General features: G+C 72.1%; 19 protein-coding genes. 14 read left to right on the top strand and 5 right to left on the bottom strand.

What is annotated here, in order from left to right; genetic code table 11:
• Positions 1 to 2: 2 nt before the first annotated feature.
• From ACWEOZ_RS24660 to ACWEOZ_RS24650, 3 genes are read left to right on the top strand one after another with little or no spacing between them, the layout of a single operon-like run.
• A complete protein-coding gene (locus tag ACWEOZ_RS24660) occupies positions 3 to 656 on the top strand; it encodes a cysteine hydrolase family protein (RefSeq protein ID WP_451913032.1) in 654 nt (217 codons plus the stop codon).
• Complete coding sequence (locus tag ACWEOZ_RS24655; protein WP_451913031.1) at positions 653 to 2,254, top strand: regulator; 1,602 nt, start codon at positions 653 to 655, stop codon at positions 2,252 to 2,254. The genes ACWEOZ_RS24660 and ACWEOZ_RS24655 overlap by 4 nt, the downstream gene beginning before the upstream one ends.
• A gap of 48 nt (positions 2,255 to 2,302) precedes the next feature.
• Positions 2,303 to 2,674 (top strand): AtzH-like domain-containing protein, encoded by a 372-nt coding sequence (locus ACWEOZ_RS24650; protein WP_451913030.1) that lies wholly within the window; start codon positions 2,303 to 2,305, stop codon positions 2,672 to 2,674.
• A gap of 4 nt (positions 2,675 to 2,678) precedes the next feature.
• On the opposite strand, the gene ACWEOZ_RS24645 is transcribed toward ACWEOZ_RS24650, so the two are convergent.
• Complete coding sequence (locus ACWEOZ_RS24645; RefSeq protein WP_451913029.1) at positions 2,679 to 4,070, bottom strand: hypothetical protein; 1,392 nt, start codon at positions 4,068 to 4,070, stop codon at positions 2,679 to 2,681.
• Between ACWEOZ_RS24645 and ACWEOZ_RS24640 the strand changes: the two genes are divergently transcribed.
• Both ACWEOZ_RS24640 and ACWEOZ_RS24635 read left to right on the top strand, forming a co-directional pair.
• A complete protein-coding gene (locus ACWEOZ_RS24640) occupies positions 4,069 to 4,443 on the top strand; it encodes a DUF427 domain-containing protein (protein WP_451913028.1) in 375 nt (124 codons plus the stop codon). The two genes, ACWEOZ_RS24645 and ACWEOZ_RS24640, sit on opposite strands and share 2 nt — an antisense overlap.
• 9 nt (positions 4,444 to 4,452) lie before the next feature.
• Complete coding sequence (locus tag ACWEOZ_RS24635) at positions 4,453 to 5,607, top strand: serine hydrolase domain-containing protein (RefSeq protein ID WP_451913027.1); 1,155 nt, start codon at positions 4,453 to 4,455, stop codon at positions 5,605 to 5,607.
• Here the strand turns inward: ACWEOZ_RS24635 and ACWEOZ_RS24630 are convergent.
• On the bottom strand, positions 5,565 to 6,488 hold the full coding sequence (locus ACWEOZ_RS24630) for an AraC family transcriptional regulator (protein WP_451913026.1): 924 nt from the start codon (positions 6,486 to 6,488) through the stop codon (positions 5,565 to 5,567). The two genes, ACWEOZ_RS24635 and ACWEOZ_RS24630, sit on opposite strands and share 43 nt — an antisense overlap.
• Before the next feature lie 86 nt (positions 6,489 to 6,574).
• On the opposite strand from ACWEOZ_RS24630, the gene ACWEOZ_RS24625 reads away from it, so the two are divergent.
• From ACWEOZ_RS24625 to ACWEOZ_RS24610, 4 genes are read left to right on the top strand one after another with little or no spacing between them, the layout of a single operon-like run.
• Complete coding sequence (locus tag ACWEOZ_RS24625) at positions 6,575 to 7,564, top strand: aldo/keto reductase (RefSeq protein WP_451913025.1); 990 nt, start codon at positions 6,575 to 6,577, stop codon at positions 7,562 to 7,564.
• A gap of 22 nt (positions 7,565 to 7,586) precedes the next feature.
• Entirely contained in the window at positions 7,587 to 7,991 is a 405-nt protein-coding gene (locus ACWEOZ_RS24620) for a GNAT family N-acetyltransferase (protein ID WP_451913024.1), read from the top strand.
• Positions 7,992 to 8,044: 53 nt separating this feature from the next.
• Positions 8,045 to 8,425, top strand: a complete 381-nt coding sequence (locus ACWEOZ_RS24615) for a MerR family transcriptional regulator (RefSeq protein ID WP_451913023.1) — start codon at positions 8,045 to 8,047, stop codon at positions 8,423 to 8,425.
• Positions 8,407 to 8,751 (top strand): thioredoxin family protein, encoded by a 345-nt coding sequence (locus ACWEOZ_RS24610; protein WP_360821440.1) that lies wholly within the window; start codon positions 8,407 to 8,409, stop codon positions 8,749 to 8,751. The genes ACWEOZ_RS24615 and ACWEOZ_RS24610 overlap by 19 nt, the downstream gene beginning before the upstream one ends.
• Here the strand turns inward: ACWEOZ_RS24610 and ACWEOZ_RS24605 are convergent.
• Positions 8,748 to 9,341 carry a hypothetical protein gene (locus tag ACWEOZ_RS24605; protein WP_451913022.1) on the bottom strand — a complete coding sequence of 198 codons (594 nt, stop codon included), beginning with the start codon at positions 9,339 to 9,341 and terminating at the stop codon, positions 8,748 to 8,750. The genes ACWEOZ_RS24610 and ACWEOZ_RS24605 overlap by 4 nt on opposite strands.
• Positions 9,342 to 9,529: 188 nt before the next feature.
• On the opposite strand from ACWEOZ_RS24605, the gene ACWEOZ_RS24600 reads away from it, so the two are divergent.
• Positions 9,530 to 11,194, top strand: coding sequence for a diguanylate cyclase (locus ACWEOZ_RS24600; protein ID WP_451913021.1), 1,665 nt, complete (start codon positions 9,530 to 9,532; stop codon positions 11,192 to 11,194).
• A gap of 6 nt (positions 11,195 to 11,200) precedes the next feature.
• Here ACWEOZ_RS24600 and ACWEOZ_RS24595 read toward each other — a convergent pair whose 3' ends face one another.
• Positions 11,201 to 11,932, bottom strand: coding sequence for an SDR family oxidoreductase (locus ACWEOZ_RS24595; protein ID WP_451913020.1), 732 nt, complete (start codon positions 11,930 to 11,932; stop codon positions 11,201 to 11,203).
• A 93-nt stretch (positions 11,933 to 12,025) separates the two neighbouring features.
• On the opposite strand from ACWEOZ_RS24595, the gene ACWEOZ_RS24590 reads away from it, so the two are divergent.
• From ACWEOZ_RS24590 to ACWEOZ_RS24575, 4 genes are all read left to right on the top strand, one after another.
• Positions 12,026 to 12,874, top strand: coding sequence for a LysR family transcriptional regulator (locus ACWEOZ_RS24590; protein WP_451913019.1), 849 nt, complete (start codon positions 12,026 to 12,028; stop codon positions 12,872 to 12,874).
• A gap of 42 nt (positions 12,875 to 12,916) precedes the next feature.
• Positions 12,917 to 13,789, top strand: coding sequence for a MerR family transcriptional regulator (locus ACWEOZ_RS24585; RefSeq protein ID WP_451913018.1), 873 nt, complete (start codon positions 12,917 to 12,919; stop codon positions 13,787 to 13,789).
• A 148-nt stretch (positions 13,790 to 13,937) separates the two neighbouring features.
• Positions 13,938 to 15,674, top strand: coding sequence for a peroxidase family protein (locus ACWEOZ_RS24580; RefSeq protein WP_451913017.1), 1,737 nt, complete (start codon positions 13,938 to 13,940; stop codon positions 15,672 to 15,674).
• Positions 15,675 to 15,814: 140 nt separating this feature from the next.
• On the top strand, positions 15,815 to 16,507 hold the full coding sequence (locus tag ACWEOZ_RS24575; protein ID WP_451913016.1) for a hypothetical protein: 693 nt from the start codon (positions 15,815 to 15,817) through the stop codon (positions 16,505 to 16,507).
• A 3-nt stretch (positions 16,508 to 16,510) separates the two neighbouring features.
• On the opposite strand, the gene ACWEOZ_RS24570 is transcribed toward ACWEOZ_RS24575, so the two are convergent.
• On the bottom strand, positions 16,511 to 16,960 hold the full coding sequence (locus ACWEOZ_RS24570) for a YdeI/OmpD-associated family protein (RefSeq protein WP_451913015.1): 450 nt from the start codon (positions 16,958 to 16,960) through the stop codon (positions 16,511 to 16,513).
• Positions 16,961 to 16,965 lie beyond the last annotated feature (5 nt).

Raw genomic sequence — 16,965 nt, 5'->3', positions numbered from 1 at the left:
GCATGCCGACCGTCGAAGCACTGCCCGGCCCGTTCACCTTCGCCCCGGAGAGCACGGCGCTGCTGGTCATCGACATGCAACGGGACTTCCTGGAGCCGGGCGGCTTCGGCGAGAGCCTCGGCAACGACGTCTCGCAGCTGCGCCGCACGATCGCCCCGCTGGCCGCGTTCCTGAGCACCTGGCGGGCGGCCGGCCTGCCGGTCATCCACACCCGCGAGGGCCACCTGCCCGACCTGTCCGACTGCCCACCGGCCAAGCTCGCCCGCGGCAGGATCGGCCAGCCGGGGCCCAAGGGCCGCATCCTCATCCGCGGCGAATACGGCCACGACATCATCGACGAGCTGCAGCCCGCCCCGGGCGAGGCCGTCGTCGACAAGCCCGGCAAGGGCGCCTTCTACGCCACCGAGCTGCACGACCTGCTCGACAAGGGCGGCATCCGCAGCCTGCTGGTCACGGGCGTGACGACCGAGGTGTGCGTGCACACGACGGTCCGCGAGGCCAACGACCGCGGCTACGAGTGCCTCGTGCTGGCCGACTGCGTCGGCTCCTACTTCCCCGAGTTCCAGCGCGTCGGCCTGCAGATGATCGCCGCCCAGGGCGGCATCTTCGGCTGGGTCGCGGATTCGACATCCGTCAGTCTTGAGGAGCAGCCATGAAACTCCCCTACTGGGTACGCGGTGACACCAACGCGTTCTTCGGCTTCGGCGTCAACGTCCTGGTCAACGTGCTCACCCTGACCGGCCTGTGCATCGGCGTGATCGGCATGGACCCGGGCGACGTGTTCGGCGTCATCCTGCCGGCCCTCGGCATCGCCCTGGTGCTGGGCAACATGTACTACACGTACCTGGCCCGCCGGCTGGCCGTGAAGGAGAACCGCAGCGACGTCACCGCGATGCCGTACGGCCCCAGCGTGCCGCACATGTTCATCGTCATCTTCGTGATCATGCTGCCGATCTACCTGAAGACCAAGGACCCGATCCAGGCGTGGACGGCCGGCATCGCCTGGGCGTTCATCATCGGCATCATCGTGCTGATCGGTGCGTTCGTCGGCCCGTACATCCGCAAGTACGCACCCCGGGCCGCGCTGCTCGGCACCCTGGCCGGCATCTCCATCACCTTCATCTCGATGAACCCGGCCGGGCAGATGTGGAAGGCCGCCTGGATCGCCCTGCCGGTCTTCGGCCTGCTGCTGATCGGCCTGCTCACCGACGTCAAACTGCCCGGCAACCTGCCCATCGGCCTGGTCGCGCTGCTGCTCGGCAGCGCGATCGGCTGGATCGGCGGGGCGATGTCGGTGCCGGACGTGACCGCCGCCGCCAAGGACATCGCGTTCGCCTTCCCACACCTGAAGTTCGGCCTGCTGGTGGACGGCCTGCGCGACATGGCGCCGCTGCTGGCCACCGCGATCCCGCTGGGCGTCTACAACTTCACCGAGGCGATGACCAACGTGGAGAGCGCCGCCACCGCCGGGGACCGCTACAACCTGCGCAGCGTGCTGCTCGCCGACGGCGGCGGCGCGGTCATCGGCTCGGTGCTCGGCTCACCGTTCCCGCCGGCCGTGTACGTCGGGCACCCCGGCTGGAAGGCGGCGGGCGGCCGGACCGGCTACTCGATGGCGACCGGCGTGGTCATCGCCCTGCTCTGCTTCTTCGGCATGTTCGGCCTGCTCGGCACGATCTTCCCGACCGCGGCCATCGTGCCGATCCTGCTCTACATCGGCCTGCTGATCGGCGCCCAGGCGTTCCAGGCGACCCCGCGGGCGCACGCCGCCGCCGTGGTCGCCGCGCTGATCCCGAACATCGCGAGCTGGGCCACCGGCCAGATGGACAACGTCCTGTCGGCGGCCGGCACCAGCGCCACGGAGGTCGGGATCGGCACCCTGGCCGGCGCCGGGGTGGTCTACGACGGCCTGAAGACGCTGGGCTCCGGAGCGATCCTGGCCGGCCTGGTGCTGGGCGCGATCGTCGCCTTCATCATCGACAAACGCTTCTGGCACGCGGCGATCTTCTCCGGCACCGGCGCGGTGCTCACCTTCGTCGGCCTGATCCACGCGGAGAAGGTCCAATGGAACGCCGACGGGCAGGTCAGCCTCGGCTACCTGCTGCTGACCGTGGTGTGCGTGCTGTTCGCGCTGACCAGGCCCGCACCCCGGGTGCCGGACGAGGAGGAACTCGCCCTCGAACGGCTGCACGAGGGTGGCAACGAGTTCACCGAGGCACCCGAGGGCGGCGTACCCGTACCCAGCAAGGTCTGACCGGCGGCCCGGCGTCCGCGCCGGGCCGCCCCACCATGAGGAGACGCCATGCAGATCGACCGCCCGGACATCGTCGCCGAGGTCACCGCGGCGTTCACGGCCTACGAGGAAGCGCTGACGGCCGACGACGCGGACCGTGTGGTGGCCTTCTTCGCCCCGGGCGCGGTCCGCTTCGGGATCGCGGACCAGCAGGCCGGCCTCGAAGAACAACTCGCCTGGCGGCGGGCCCAACCACCCCTGCCGCCGGGCCGCCGGCTGAAGGACACGACCGTGACCGCGTACGGCGCCGACGTGGCAGTGGTCACGACCCTGTTCGGCTATCCGGGCTCGGACGTGCTGGGCCGGCAGTCGCAGACCTGGGTCCGGCTGCCGCAGGGCTGGCGCATCGTCACCGCCCACGTCAGCCACCCGGCGCCCTAGGAAGTCAGCGGCGATAGACGGGACGGCGATTGCCGCCGTGGCGGGAGCAGGATCCGGGCCGACCGCCGGACATGCTGAGCATGCCGTCGTCGCACTGCATCATGTAGCCCTTCCCGTCCGGGAAAGCGGGAATGCAGTCGAAGTACTCACACGCAGTGAAGTCAGGCGTCCGGATCAGCGAACCGCCGCAGAAGGTGAAGCCTGCAGAGTTCTGCGGAGCACCGCACAGTTTGACCGGCTTCGGCTTCGGTTTCGGCGTTGGTTTGGGCTTCGGCTTGGGTGGCGCGGTGCTCTTCGTGGGCGCCGGCGAGGTCGACCGCGCTGGCTTGGGGCTGGTGCCGGCGGCCACCGCGGACGGGGAAACTGGCTCGACCGCCAGCGCAGGCGGTGGTCTCGTCGCGGCGGGCGCCTCAACCGAGACCGGGGCGGCGACACCCGGCGCGTTCTTGACCGCGGCGTCGGGCAGCAGGGCGCCGATTCCGCAGACAAGAAGGAAGAGCACGGCTGCCGCGGCCAGCACCACGCCGAGCGGCGACCAGAGCGCACCGGCCGGCGCCTGGCCGGGTTCCGCGAGCGCCGGAGGAGGCGGCCGGTGCCGCGCCGACTCGGCGATGAGCACATCGAGTTTCCGGACGAGGGCCTCGCGCATCCCGACCGCATCCGCGAGTGCCAGTTGCAGCTGGAAGCGGAAGGTTGCCGCCATCGAGACATGGACCAGAAGGCCGGAGGCGGTCTTGCGGTTGCTGACCTCGAGCAGCGTCAGCGGCAGGGCCGGGTCGTGGATCAACCCCGTCAAGCTCTGGTACGACCACTCGCGGTTGCGTTGCGGCCCCACGAACACCAGCCGGCGACTCGTGACGACTGCGGTGCCGGTGGCGCCGACCCGTACGCCGGCCGGCACCGGCCCTGCCGCCGGAGTCACGGGCACGTCCTCGACCACGACCGGGGGCAGCCCGTGAGATCCAGGCGCCTCGACGGACTGGACGCCCTCGAGGACTAGATAGATCCGTTCATCACGGCGTAAGGCCATCGGCAGGGTGCCGTCGTCCAGCCGTCCGGTGAATCTTGCGGCAGTCGCCCGCAGCGCCCGTAGGGCCGCGTCGTGCAGGCGCCACGCGTCCAGCTCCGCAGCGAAGGCACGACCGCGTCGGTCGTTCTCGCGGTCCGCCCAGCGGGTTCGCCGATCGTCGGTCCTGGTCATGCGTTCGTCGTAGCAGACCTGCGGGTGGCCGGCGGATTCCTGATCGGACATCCGGCCGATCGACGCGACGGTCGGTCCGGACGGTCGGAGAGCTTGGTCTCCTCGCCGGTCCGGCCGGCGGTCCGAGGAATATTCCGCGCCGGTCAGCCTTGAACCCAGGCGAGTGCTTCGACGAAGACGGAAAGGCATCGCCATGGCCAAGACTGTGTTGCAGCCCGGACCGAGTCATCCCATCACGGTCACGCCGAACCCGGCGCGGATCGTCGTCACCGTGGCCGGCAAGGTCGTCGCCGACACCACGCGGGCGCTCACGTTGCAGGAGTCCACCTATCCTGCCGTGCAGTACATCCCGATCGAGGACGTCGACCGGTCGCTGCTGGAGCGCACCGAGACCAGCACGCACTGCCCCTACAAGGGCGACGCGAGCTACTACTCCATCCCCGCCGGCGGTGACCGGTCGACCGACGCGATCTGGGTCTACGAGCACCCGCACGACGCGGTCAAGGAGATCAAGGACCACGTCGCGTTCTACCCGGACCGGGTCGACAGCATCGAGGTTCAGGGCTAAACAGAGGGCATGAGCCCAGAAGTGATCAAGGCGGCGCTGCGGCCGCACGTGGACAGCGGCGAGCTGGCCGGTGCGGTCGCCGTCAGCGCCGGTGGTATGGACACCGACGCCGAAGTGGTCTGCCTGGGCGTACGCGACCTGGCCACCGGCGTGCCGATGACCCGCGACACGCTGTTCCGGATCGCCTCGCTGGTCAAGCCGATGGCCGCGGTCGTCGCCCTGACCCTGGTCGAGGACGGCACGCTGCGGCTGGACGAGCCGGTCGACCGCTGGCTGCCGGAGCTGGCCGGCCGGCCCGTGCTGCGCTCGCTCGACGCGCCGCTGGACGACGTCGTGCCGCAGGCCCGCCCGATCACCGTCCGGCACGTGCTGACGTACACCCACGGGTACGGCGTGGTCATGGCCCCGCCCGGCTCGTTCCCGGTCCAGCAGCGGATCGACGAGCTGGCGCTGGGGCCCGGCGCGGATCCGGAGCCGTTCTCCCGGGACGAGTGGATGGCCCGTCTCGGCACTGTGCCGATGCTGCACCAGCCCGGCGAGGGTTGGAGTTACCACGGCGGCGGCGAGATCCTCGGGGTCCTGCTGCAACGGGTGACGGGCCAGGATCTCGAGACGCTGCTGCGCACCCGGCTGTTCGCCCCGCTCGGCATGACCGACACGTCGTACGGCGTGACGGCGCCCGACCGGCTCGCCCAGACGTACCGCCCCGCGGGACCGGGCCGGCTGGAGGAACGCGAGGAGCCGGCCGGCCGTTGGTCGCCGCCGCTGCGGGTCTCCGGCGCCACCGGGCTGGTCTCCACCGTCGACGACTGCCTGACCTTCGGCCGGATGCTGCTCGACGGCGGCGGCGCGGTGCTGTCGAAGGAGTCGGTCGCCCAGCTCACCACCGATCAGCTGACCCCGGCCGAGAAGGCCGGGGCGCTCTGGCTGCCCGGCTTCTGGGACGGGTGGGGGTGGGGATTCGGCGGGGCCGTCGCCACCGGCCGGGAGGTGCCGGGGCCGGCCACCGGCAGCTACGGCTGGACCGGCGGGCTCGGCACCGCGGCCTACACCGACCTGGCCGGTGGCCGCGTCAATGTGCTGCTGACCCAGCGCGAGATGACGTCCCCGGTGCCGGAGCCCTACGCCGACGCGTTCTGGACGGCCGTCACCGCGGGAGCGTGACGTCGCACCGGGGTCCGCCGGAGTTGCTCACGCAGGCGGACGGCGTCCTGGGCCGGCGGGACGCCGTACGCCCGGCGGTATTCGCGGTTGAACTGGGTCGCGCTGGCGTAGCCGACCCGTTCGCCGACGATCGCCGCGGTCGTGTCGCCGGCGACCAGCAGGCGGCGGGCCTCCTGGAGGCGGACGACCTTCTGGTACTGCAGCGGGCTCATCCCGGTCGCGCGCCGGAAATGCCGGTGCAGGGTCGCCGTGCTCATGGTGGCCATCGCGGCGACGTCCTCGATCCGCAGGGGGCGCGCGTGGTTGTCGCGGATCCAGCCGGCGGCCCGGCGCACCTGGGTCACGTGCGAGTCGGCCAGCGCGAACTGCCGCAGCACCGGGCCGAGCGGGCCGCCGAGCAGGCGGTACAGGATCTCGCCCTCGATCCGGCCGGCCAGCGGCCCGATGTCGCGCGGGGCGTCCAGCAGGCGCACCCACCGGGTCACCGCGTCGATGAGTTCCGGGCTCATCGGCGAGCTGACCACGCCGCCCGGATCCGGCTCCGGCAGCGCGGCCGCCGACCCCAGCTCGAGCAGCAGATCGGCCAGCACCTGCTCGTCGAGCGTCAGCACCACCGAGCGGTACGGCAGCCGTTCGAAGGTCGCGGTGACCGGCAACTCCAGCGAGCTGATGAACATGTGCCCGGCCTCGACCAGCGCACTGTGGTCACCGGCAGTGGCGCGCTTGGCGCCGCTCGCCACGAAGCACAGCATCGGCGTGTACATCATGTCGACCACGGCGGGAGCCTCGTCGGCCGCCACCAGCGACAGCCGGGGCACCGCGGACTCCACGAAGAATTCCGGGCAGTGGCCGGTGACAGCGCGGGCGAGCTCGTCCAGCATCGGCTGTCCTTCCCGTGAGCGGATCAGGCAAGAGTATGCGGTTGCCGGCCCATGCCGGCCGGCCCCGGCCGACCTAGCGTCGAGGCATGACAAAGCTGGAGATCCGCAGGCTGGGCGGGCAGGGCCTGACGAGCTCGGCCATCGGCCTGGGCACCATGGGCATGACCATCGCGTACGGCGCCGGGGACGACGAGAGCAGCATCGCGACCATCCGCCGCGCGCACGAGCTCGGCGTCACCCACTTCGACACCGCCGAGCTGTACGGCCAGGGCGACGGTGAGCGCCTCCTGGGCCGGGCCGTCCAGGGTTTCCGCGACGAGATCGTCATCGCCACCAAGTTCGGTTTCGACCTCACCGACCCGGCCCGCTACGGCATCGCGCTGGACAGCCGGCCGGCACACATCCGCGAGGTGACCGAGAACAGCCTGCGCCACCTCGGCACCGACCACATCGACGTGCTCTACCAGCACCGGGTCGACCCGGCCGTGCCGATCGAGGACGTCGCGGGCACCGTCGGCGAGCTGATCCGTGAGGGCAAGGTGCGATGGTTCGGGCTCAGCGAGGCCGGCCCCGAGGTCATCCGCCGGGCCCACGCCGTCCAGCCCGTGTCGGTGCTGCAGACCGAGTATTCGCTGTTCGAGCGGGCCGTCGAGACCGACGTGCTGCCGGTGCTGCGCGAGCTGGGGATCGGCTTCGTGCCGTACTCGCCGCTGGGGCGGGGCTTCCTGACCGGGGACGTACGACCGGCGGACAGCTACGCCGAGGACGACATGCGGCGCTGGGACGACCGCTGGCAGCCGGGCAACTACGAGGCGAACCTGGCCGCCGTACGGGCGCTCACCGAGCTGGCCACCGCCAAGGGCGTGGGGGTCACCCAGCTCGCGCTGGCCTGGCTGCTGGCCCAGGGTGACGACGTGGTGCCGATCCCGGGCACCCGCAGCCCGGCCCGGCTGGCCGAGAACGTCGCCGCCACCGAGGTGACGCTCACCCCGGCCGACCTGGCCCGGATCCAGGAGATCGTGCCGCACGGGGCGGCCGGCTCCCGCTACCCGGCCGCGATGATGCCGTCCTGGTGACCTCGCGGGCAGACTGAGCCGCATGACCTTGACCGGCCGGGTGGCCACGCACGCCGATCTGCCGCAGCTCCAGCCCCTGATCGACGCCGCGATCGAGGAACTGCAACGGGGCTTTCTCGACCCCGCGCAGATCGCCGCCAGCCACGCGATCATGGGCCTCGACACCCAGCTCATCGACGACGGGACGTACTTCGTGGTGGAGGCCGACGGGGAGCTCGCCGGCTGCGGCGGCTGGAGCCGGCGGGCCACCCTCTACGGCGGCGACCACTCCGGCGGGCGGGATCCGGCCCTGCTGGATCCCGCCCGGGAGCCGGCCAGGGTACGGGCGATGTACACCCGTCCCGGCTTCACCGTTGTCGAGCACGTGACGGAGACCTCGGGCGGCGTCTCTGTACCGCTGGTCCGGATGCGCAAACACTTGCCTTGACGCCGGTGGCAAGGCCTAGCGTGCGGTGCGGACCAACGAACGAGGTGAGTCGGATGCTGATCGGGGAGCTGGCCGAACGGGCCGGGACGAGTACCCGCACGCTGCGCTACTACGAGCAGCACGGGCTGGTCGAGCCGCAGCGCGACGCGAACGGGTACCGCCGGTACGACGAGGCCGAACTGCGGGTGGTGCACGAGATCCGGGCGTTGCTGGCGGTCGGGTTCGGCCTGGACGACATCCGGCCGTTCGTCGCCTGCCTGCGGGCCGGCAACGCCGCCGGGCACGTCTGCCCCGATTCCGTCGCGGTGCTGCGCCGCAAGCTCGCCGAGGTCGAGACCTATCTGGACCAGCTCGCCGGCGTCCGGGACCGGTTGCGCGGTCAACTCGCCCAGGCCCTCGAGGAACGGGAGAAGCAATGCTTGCGGATTCGCTGACCGAGGTCACCGACGACACCTTCGCCGAGCTGGTGCTCGGCAACCCGCGGCCGGTGCTGGTGGATTTCTGGGCCGAGTGGTGCCCGCCGTGCGGGCCGGTCGCCCGCACCCTGGCCGAGCTGGCCGGCGACTTCCCCGGCGTGGTCATCGCGCAGCTCAACGCGGACGAGAATCCCGTCACGATGCGGACCTACCGGGTGCTGTCCATGCCGACGTTGCTGTTCTTCCGCGACGGCGTGGTCGTGCACACCATCGTGGGTGCCCGGCCGAAGTCCGTGCTGCGCCAGGCGCTGGGCGGGGCTTTCGAGCCGTACGCGAACCGTTAGGGCTGCTTGCCCTGGTCCAGCACCTTGGCCGAGACCTTGAGCATCTTGTGCTTCTGGGCGCCGCCGCCGACGGTGTAGATCGCGTACGTGTGGGTCTCCGTCGAGCCGACCGCGCCGCTGCAGGAGAAGGTGAACTCCTGCGTGCCGTGCAGCTCGACGGGGCCGTACGTGCCGGGCGTACCGGTCGGGTCGTCCACCGACAGCGCGGCCGAGTCGGCCCCGGTGATCTTCCACTTGATGATCAGCGGGACGGCCTCGGCGCGGAACACCGCCGTACCCTCCGCGCACTTGGGCTTCTGGACCACCTTGAACGAGACGATGCGCGGGCCGTGCGGCTTGGGCGCGTACGTCGGGGCGCTCTCGTGCTTCGGGGCGCTCTCGTGCTTCGGGGCGTTCTCGTGCTTCGGGGCGTTCTCGTGCTTCGGCGTCTTCTTCTTGGCCGAGGAAACGGGGGCGGCTTCGTCCGGGGAGCCCATACCGGCGGGGACGCTGCTGGTGGTCGGGGCGGCCGTGCCGTCGATCGCACCGCAGCCGGTGAGCCCGGCCATGACGGTGGCGGCCACTACAAGGGCGGTGGGGTGGAGCTTCATGCTCGGGCCTCCTGGCTGTTCGAGCGCCCGTACCGGGCGTGCCACTCACAGTAGGAAAGTGGTGATCGGCAGTAATCCCGGAAACGTGCCGAGGCGTGCCGCGGCAGATCGGTGGACCGAATCGCTCAAGCCGGGCCCCGGCGCGGCGATGAGGTCTCCGTGGCCACGGACCCGGGAGGAGGCGCGGCATGACCGGTACGAGTCTCGTGGAGCAACGCCCGGCCGGGCCCGCGGTCGTCCAGGTCGCCGTCCTGCTCGGCACGGCCGAGGAGTACCGGCTCGCCGGTGACTACCGCAGCGGTTCCGAGGTGGCCCGGCAGGCCGCGCGGCTGGCCGAGGCATCGGGCGATCCCGCCGGTCAGGCCCGAGCGCTGCACTCGCTGGCCACCCAGCTGCTGCGCCTGGGTGAGCAGGAGGACGCGGTCACCGCCTGCCGCGAAGCGGTCGCGGTGCTGGAGGCCACCGGCGACGAAGCCGGCATCTGCGAGGTGCTGACCCTGCAGGCGCTGCCGCTCAACGACCTCGGCATGCACGACGAGGCGCTCGACGTGCTGGCCCGCGGCCGCGACATCGCCCAGCGGCTCGGCGACCGGGAGCTGCTCTACTGGGTGCACAACCGGACCGGCGTCGTGCACGGCAGCATGGGGAACCGGCACCTGAGCACCGAGTACCTCATGCGCGCGCTCACCATGGCCGACGGGATGGACGCCGAGGCCCGGTTCTGCATCCTCAACAACGTCGGCGACAACGCCGTCCATGAGGTCAACCGGCTGCGGGGCGCCGGCGACCCGGACGGGGCCGAGCAGACGCTGCGCGGCGCGCTCGGTCACGTCGACGAGGCGCTCGGGCTGGCCCGGGCCGCCCGGCACCCGTTCCGGGAGGCGATCTGCCTGGACAACTACGGGATGCTGCTGGCCCTGGCCGGGGACTTCGCCGGGGCGGCCCGGATGATCGAGGACTCCCGGGCCATCGCCGTCATCCACGGCTACCGGTCGCTGGAGTCGGCCGCTCTGCAGCACCAGGCCCACGTACGGCTGATGCGCGGCGAGTGCGCGGCCGCGGTCGAGGGGCTGCTGGAGGCGTTGGAGCGGGCGGTCGAGGCCGGGGAGAAGCCGATGGCCATGGAGATCCACCGGGAGCTGTCGGACGCGTACGAGCAGGTCGGCGATCCGGCCGCGGCGCTGGCCCACTACCGCTCGTTCCACGCTCTCGAACGGGAGGCGCACAACCACGTCGCCCTGGCCCGGGCCCGGATGGCGGTGCACCACTTCGAGCTCGACAACGCCCGGCTGGAGGCCGACAACGCCCGGCTCGAGGCGGAGCTGCACCGGGTCCGCAGCGCCGAGCTGGAGGCGGCCAACCTGAGCTGGCAGCGGCAGGCGTCCGAGGACGCGCTGACCGGCCTGCCCAACCGGCGCTTCGCGGAGCTGCGGCTGCCGGAGCTCGCCGCCGCGGCCGGGCCGCTGTGCGTCGCGATCGCCGACGTCGACCTGTTCAAGGGGGTCAACGACCGGTTCGGGCACTTCGTCGGTGACGAGGTGCTGCGGCAGATCGCCGCGGTGCTGCGGGACAACGTCCGCGACAACGACCTGGTCGCCCGGTTCGGCGGCGAGGAGTTCCTGATCGCGCTGGACGGGCTGAGCCTGCCGGACGCGCAGGTCCGCTGCGAGCTGCTCCGGGCGCAGGTGGCCGGTTACCCGTGGGAGCTGCTGCAGCCCGGGCTGTCCGTGACAATCAGCTTCGGCGTCGCGGTGGTGCCGGCCGGCGGCGACCTGTCGGCCGCCCAGGCCCTGGCCGACGAGCGCCTCTACGCCGCCAAGCACCAGGGCCGCAACCGGGTCGTCGCTAACTGACGCCGGTCACCAGGGCACCACTCCGGCATCCTCGAAGAATCCGCCGGTCGGGCCGTCGTCGGGCAGCGTCGCCAGCCGGATCGCGGTGGCCGCGCCCTGCTCGGGGGTACGCAGCCCGCGGAACCCGTTGAGGTCGGTGGCCACGAAGCCGGGGCAGGCGGCGTTGATCAGGATGTTCGTGCCGCGCAGCTCCCGGGCGTACTGGACGGTGATGCCGTTGAGGAACGTCTTCGACGGTGAGTAGGCGACGGCCACCGGACCCGTCGTGAGGTCGTCGGCCGGACCGGACTGCCGGGTGAGCGAGCCGACACTGCTGGACATGTTCACGATCCGGGCCGCGGTCGAGCGGCGCAGCAGCGGCAGCATGGCGTTGGTGACCCGGACGACGCCGATCACGTTGGTCTCCACGACCGTCCGGATGATCTCGAGATCCACACTGCTCGGCTCCTGCGGCCGCCCCCCGGTGATCCCGGCGTTGTTGACCAGGACGTCGAGGCGCCCGGCGCGCTGCTCGATCAGCTCGGCAGCGGCCGTCACGCTCGCGTCGTCGGTCACATCCAGCGGTACGCCGAAAGCGTCGACGCCGGCCGCCCGCAGCTTCTCCACCGCGGCTTCCCGGCGCTGGTCGTCGCGGGCGCCCACACCGACGCTCCAGCCCAGCGCGCCCAGGCCGGCCGCGATCTCGTACCCGATTCCCTTGTTCGCGCCGGTCACCAGCGCGATCGTCGTCTCCGTCATGCCTGGAATCGTGTCCGCGCCCCGGTCGGCCACCAACACCGTTCGAGGAGCCATCGATACCGCGCGGGTATCGATTCCGGGTACCGTGCGGGGATGGAGACGCGGGAGCTGCGGTACTTCGTCGCCGTCGCCGAGGAGCTGCACTTCGGGCGGGCCGCGAAACGGCTCGGAATCGCCCAGCCGCCGTTGTCCCGGGCGGTCGCGCAGCTCGAACGACGGCTCGGGGTGCCGCTGCTGGAACGCACCAGCCGCAGCGTCACGTTGACCGAGGCGGGATCGGTGCTGCTGGCCGAGGGCCGGGCCGCCCTCGATGCGGTTGATGCGGCGGACCGCCGTACCCGCCGGGCTGCTCTGTCCGGGAGCGGCGACCCCGGCCTGGTGCTGGTCACGAAGGCCGGGGCGTCCAGCGAGCTGCTGGCCAAGTTGCTCGACGCGTACGCCGCCGAGCCCGGTGCGGTGCCGGTCGACGTGCTGCTGTGCGGCATCGGCGAGCAGGAACGGATGCTGCGCGACGGACGGGCCGACGTGGCCCTGCTGCACCTGCCGTTCGACTCCACCGCGGGGCTGGACACCGAGGAGCTGTGCACCGAGGGCCAGGTCGTGGTCCTGCCGGCCGGGCATCCGCTGAGCACCCGCTCCGAGGTGCGGCTGGCCGAGGTCACCGCGCTGCCCGGCCTGCCGGAGCCCCGCCGGCCCCGCCCCGACGGCACCTACCCGGACGGACCGGGCCCCCAGGTACGCGACACCGCCCAGCTCTACCAGCTGATCGCCCTGGGCCGGGCCTCGGCGGTGCTGCCGGAGTCGAGCCGGGCCCAGCTGAACCCCGGCCTCGTCGTCGTCCCGGTGCCCGACGCGCCGGCCGTGACGACGGTGCTCGCCTGGCCGCCGCACAGCCGTTCCCGGGCCCTGGCCGGCCTGGTCCGGACCGCGACCCGCCGCTGAGCCCTTGCATCTCCCACCGGGGGAGGTCGCAGAGTGGGGGCCATGACATTCCTGTCGATCGGTGAGCTGGCCCGCCGGACCGGCCTGACGGTCAAGACCGTCCGGTTCTACGCCGATCGCGGGATCGTGCCGCCGGCCGGCCGCAGCGTGGCCGGTCACCGCCGCTACGACGGCACCGCGGTGGCCCGCCTCGAACTGGTCCGCACCCTGCGCGAGCTGGGGCTCGACCTGGCCACCATCCGCCGGGTCGTGGACCGCGAGGCCACCCTGGCCGAGGTGGCGGCCGCCCACACCGACGCTCTCGACATCCAGATCCGCACCCTGCGACTGCGCCGCGCGGTGCTGTCGGCCGCCGCCCGGTACGGGTCCACCCCCCAGGAGGTCCAGCACATGCGCGAACTGGCCGGGCTCGGCGAGCGCGAACGCCGCGCCCTGATCGACGGCTTCCTGGAACAGGTCTTCGGTGGGCTGGACGGCTTCGCCGGCATCGCCCGCTCGCTGACCCCGGAGCTGCCCAAGGACCCGGAGCCCGCACAGCTGGAGGCCTGGATCGAGCTGGCCGGGCTGGCCCGGGAGCCGGCGTTCCGGGACCTCATGCGGCAGCTGGCCGAGCGGCACGCCGCCGACCGCGATCCGGGGCTGCCGCGCCGGGACCCGGTCGCGCTGGTCCGCGACGAGGCCGGACCGGCGCTGGCGGCCGGCGTCGACCCGGCATCGCCGTCGGCCGGGCGGGTGGTGACCGCGGTGCTGACCCGTCATCCGGTGCGCGAGCGGCTCGAGGCTCAGCTGGAGGCGGCCCGGGACCCGCGCCGGGAGCGCTACCTGGAGCTGCTGTCGGTGGTCAACGGCTGGCCGGCCCCGGAGCGTCTCGGCCCGGTGCTCGGCTGGTTCCTGACCGCGCTGCGGCACCGCTGACAGCTACCCGACACCGCGACGTCCTGGGTATCAGGGGCACCCGCCGGCAGCTCTGCATCCTACGGATGCGGCCGAGGGGGACGTGTCCTCGCCGCCCGTCCCTCCCCGGACGGGCGGCGACTCACTCGGGCGAAAGGTGTGCGCACTCGTGAAACGTCACATGCGCGAGAACTACTACGTCGTCGGCGAGGGAATCCTGACCACGGACGGCAAGAACGGGGTGTGTGAACGGCCGTCCACAGAGGCGTCCCTGCGCAAGTTCCGGTTCTCCCGGCTGCTGCCCAAGGGCACGACCGTCGACGCGGCCATCCTGGAGAAGGTCGCCACTGCGATGACCGTGGCACCCACCGCGCCGGCCGTGCAGCCGGTGTCGGCGGACCCGCCGGTTCCGGCCGGCTTCACCTACCTGGGCCAGTTCGTCGACCACGACCTGACCCTGGACAACACGGCCCGGGCGCTCGGCGAGCACGTCACCGTCAACGAGCTGCTGCAGGGCCGGTCGCCGGCCCTGGACCTGGACTCGGTGTACGGCCGCGGCCCCGGCGACCGCGACGACGACCGCTTCTACGCCCCGGACAAGCTCAAGCTGCGCGTCGGCATCACCGCGGCGATCGGCACCGGTGCCACCAATGTCAACCTCAACGGCTACGACCTGCCGCGGGTCACCCAGGGCTCGACCAAGGCGGAGCGGCAGCGGGCGCTGATCCCGGACCACCGCAACGACGAGAACCTGATCGTGGCGCAGACCCACCTGGCGTTCATGCGCTTCCACAACCGGGTCGTCGACCACCTCGCCGACAACGGCGTGCCCAGCGCGATCCTGTTCGAGCGGGCCCGGGAAACCGTCGTCCGGCACTACCAGTGGATGCTGCGCACCGACTTCCTGCCGCGCATCGTCGACCGGGAGATCGTCGAGGACGTGTTCACCACCGGCCGCCGGTTCTTCGAGGTGCCCGGCGACGGCCACACCAACGGTCACCAGCGGCACGCCAAGGCCGGCGACACCCCGACCATGCCGATCGAGTTCTCGGTGGCCGCGTACCGGCTCGGGCACAGCATGGTGCGGGCCGCGTACGACTGGAACCGGATCTTCTCCGGCACCCGGGGCAGCCTGAAGCTGCTGTTCACCTTCAGCGGCACCAGCGGCAACTTCGACCCGGCCAACCCGGACGTCAACGACCAGGAGTCGGGGCTCTTCGAACGGCTCCCGACCAACTGGGCGGTCGACTGGCGGCGGATGTACGACTTCGCCGCGGAGGCCTCCCGCCCCGACCTGGCCCCGCCGGCCGGCATCAACATCGCCCAGCGCATCGACACGCTGCTGGTCAACCCGCTGGCCGGTATGCCGAAGGGCACGTTCGGGGGCAACGGCACCAGCCCGCCGGCGATCCAGCTGAACCTGGCGTTCCGCAACCTGGTCCGGGCGAACATGGTCGAGCTGGCCAGCGGCCAGCAGGCGGCGGAGTTCCTCGGCGTCACCCCGCTCACCGCGGAGCAGATCATCGGGGGTACGGACGCCGGCGCGGTGCTCACCACGCTCAGCGACGACGAGCGGAACGCGTTCGCCGCCCGGACGCCGCTGTGGTTCTACATCCTGCGGGAGGCGGAGCTCAACGGCGGACGGCTCACCGGCGTCGGCGGCCGGATCGTGGCGGAGGTCTTCCACCGGGCGATGGAGGGCAGCCGCATCTCGATCGTGCGCGACCCGTCGTGGCGCCCGACGCTGGGCCCGGACGCCGACACGTTCCGGATGGTCGACCTGCTGCTGTTCGCCTTCGAGGGCCGCGTCGAGCTGCTGGCGCCGCTCGGCGACACCGACCCGACCGCACCGCCGCCCGCACCGCCGGCCGACCCGGCAGCGTCGCCGGCACCCCCGACGGCCTGAGGTCACGGGCTGGCTGAGAGCTGCTCGCGGGCCGGGATCATCGGCGATCCCGGCCCGCGGGTTCGTCACGTCGCGTCACCGCCGGGGCACCCCGTGCTGGTGACTGGGGGTGACCGCCGGACGTCTGCCATCATGGCCGGATGGTTGTGACCAGAGTCGTCCGTGCCGCCCTGGCCGTGTGTGCCGTCGCCGCCTTCGCCGGCTGCTCGTCGGACGACTCCCCCGACCCCGACGGCACGATCACCGTCGACACCGTGCGCAACGCTCTGCTCAAGCCGGCCGAGGTGGGCCCGACCTGGAAAGCCCCGCAGGAGTCGGCGGCGCCGAACCAGCTCGTCAGCATCTGCGGCGCCGACACCGCCCCGGCCGGCATCCCCGGCCAACCACAGCTGGTCACCGCGCCGCTCTCCGACGAGGGCACCGAGGGCGTGCAGAGCCTGACCCAGCTGGGCCTGGTCTACGAGGATGCTGTGTCCGCCGCCACCGCGCTCGCCACGCTGCGTACGGTCGCCGACGCCTGCGCGCCCACCGTGTCCCGGCCCGCTAAGTCCGGGGAGCGCGAGGAACCGGCGTACACGGAGACGGCCGCGACGGCCCCGCTGGAGGAGGGCGGCTGGATCGGCTTCGTCACCACCCGCCAGAAGCAGTACGACAAAGCGCACCCGGCCACCGCCGACGTGGCCGTGGCCGCGCTGGCCCGGGGCAACGTGGTGCTCGTCGACCAGTACGCGATCTACCGCCTGGGCAAGTCGGACGCGAGCGCCAATCCGCAGTTCTCCGCCGACTGGCAGAAGCTGGTCGGCACGACCGTCAAGCGCCTCGGCGGCCAGTGACGGTCAGCGGGCGCGGCCCTCGAGCATCATCGCCACCGACCGGGCCACCCGCCGGGCCCGCGTCTCGGCCGCCTTCGCGCCGGTGACCTGCAGGACGTGCCAGCTCTGGTTGCTGTAGGACAGGCCGTCCCAGAACGCCTTCGCGGCCGGCTCGGCGTCGAGTGCCGCCGCGAGATCCGCCGGCACCTCCACCTCGCGGACGGCCTTGTCCAGCACGACATCCACGTCGAGCACCTCGCCGGGCGCGATCCCGGCGGCGGCCCGGCGCTCCGCGCTGACACCAAGCCAGTACGAGCCGCTCATCCGCGCGATCGAGCCGCGCCACTCGAAGCCGTTGACGGTCACGACCGCCTTGGGCCGGCCACCGCCGTCCAGTGCGGCCACCACCTCGTCGCCGACCTGGAAGCCGGCTGTGTTTCCGCCGGTCGCCTGCAGCTCCGCACGAAACCTCATGAGCA

The sequence above is a fragment of the Actinoplanes sp. NPDC004185 genome, from assembly GCF_053603475.1.
The sequence above is the reverse complement of the archived record's forward strand: the minus strand, read 5'-3'. Positions and strand labels throughout refer to the sequence as shown.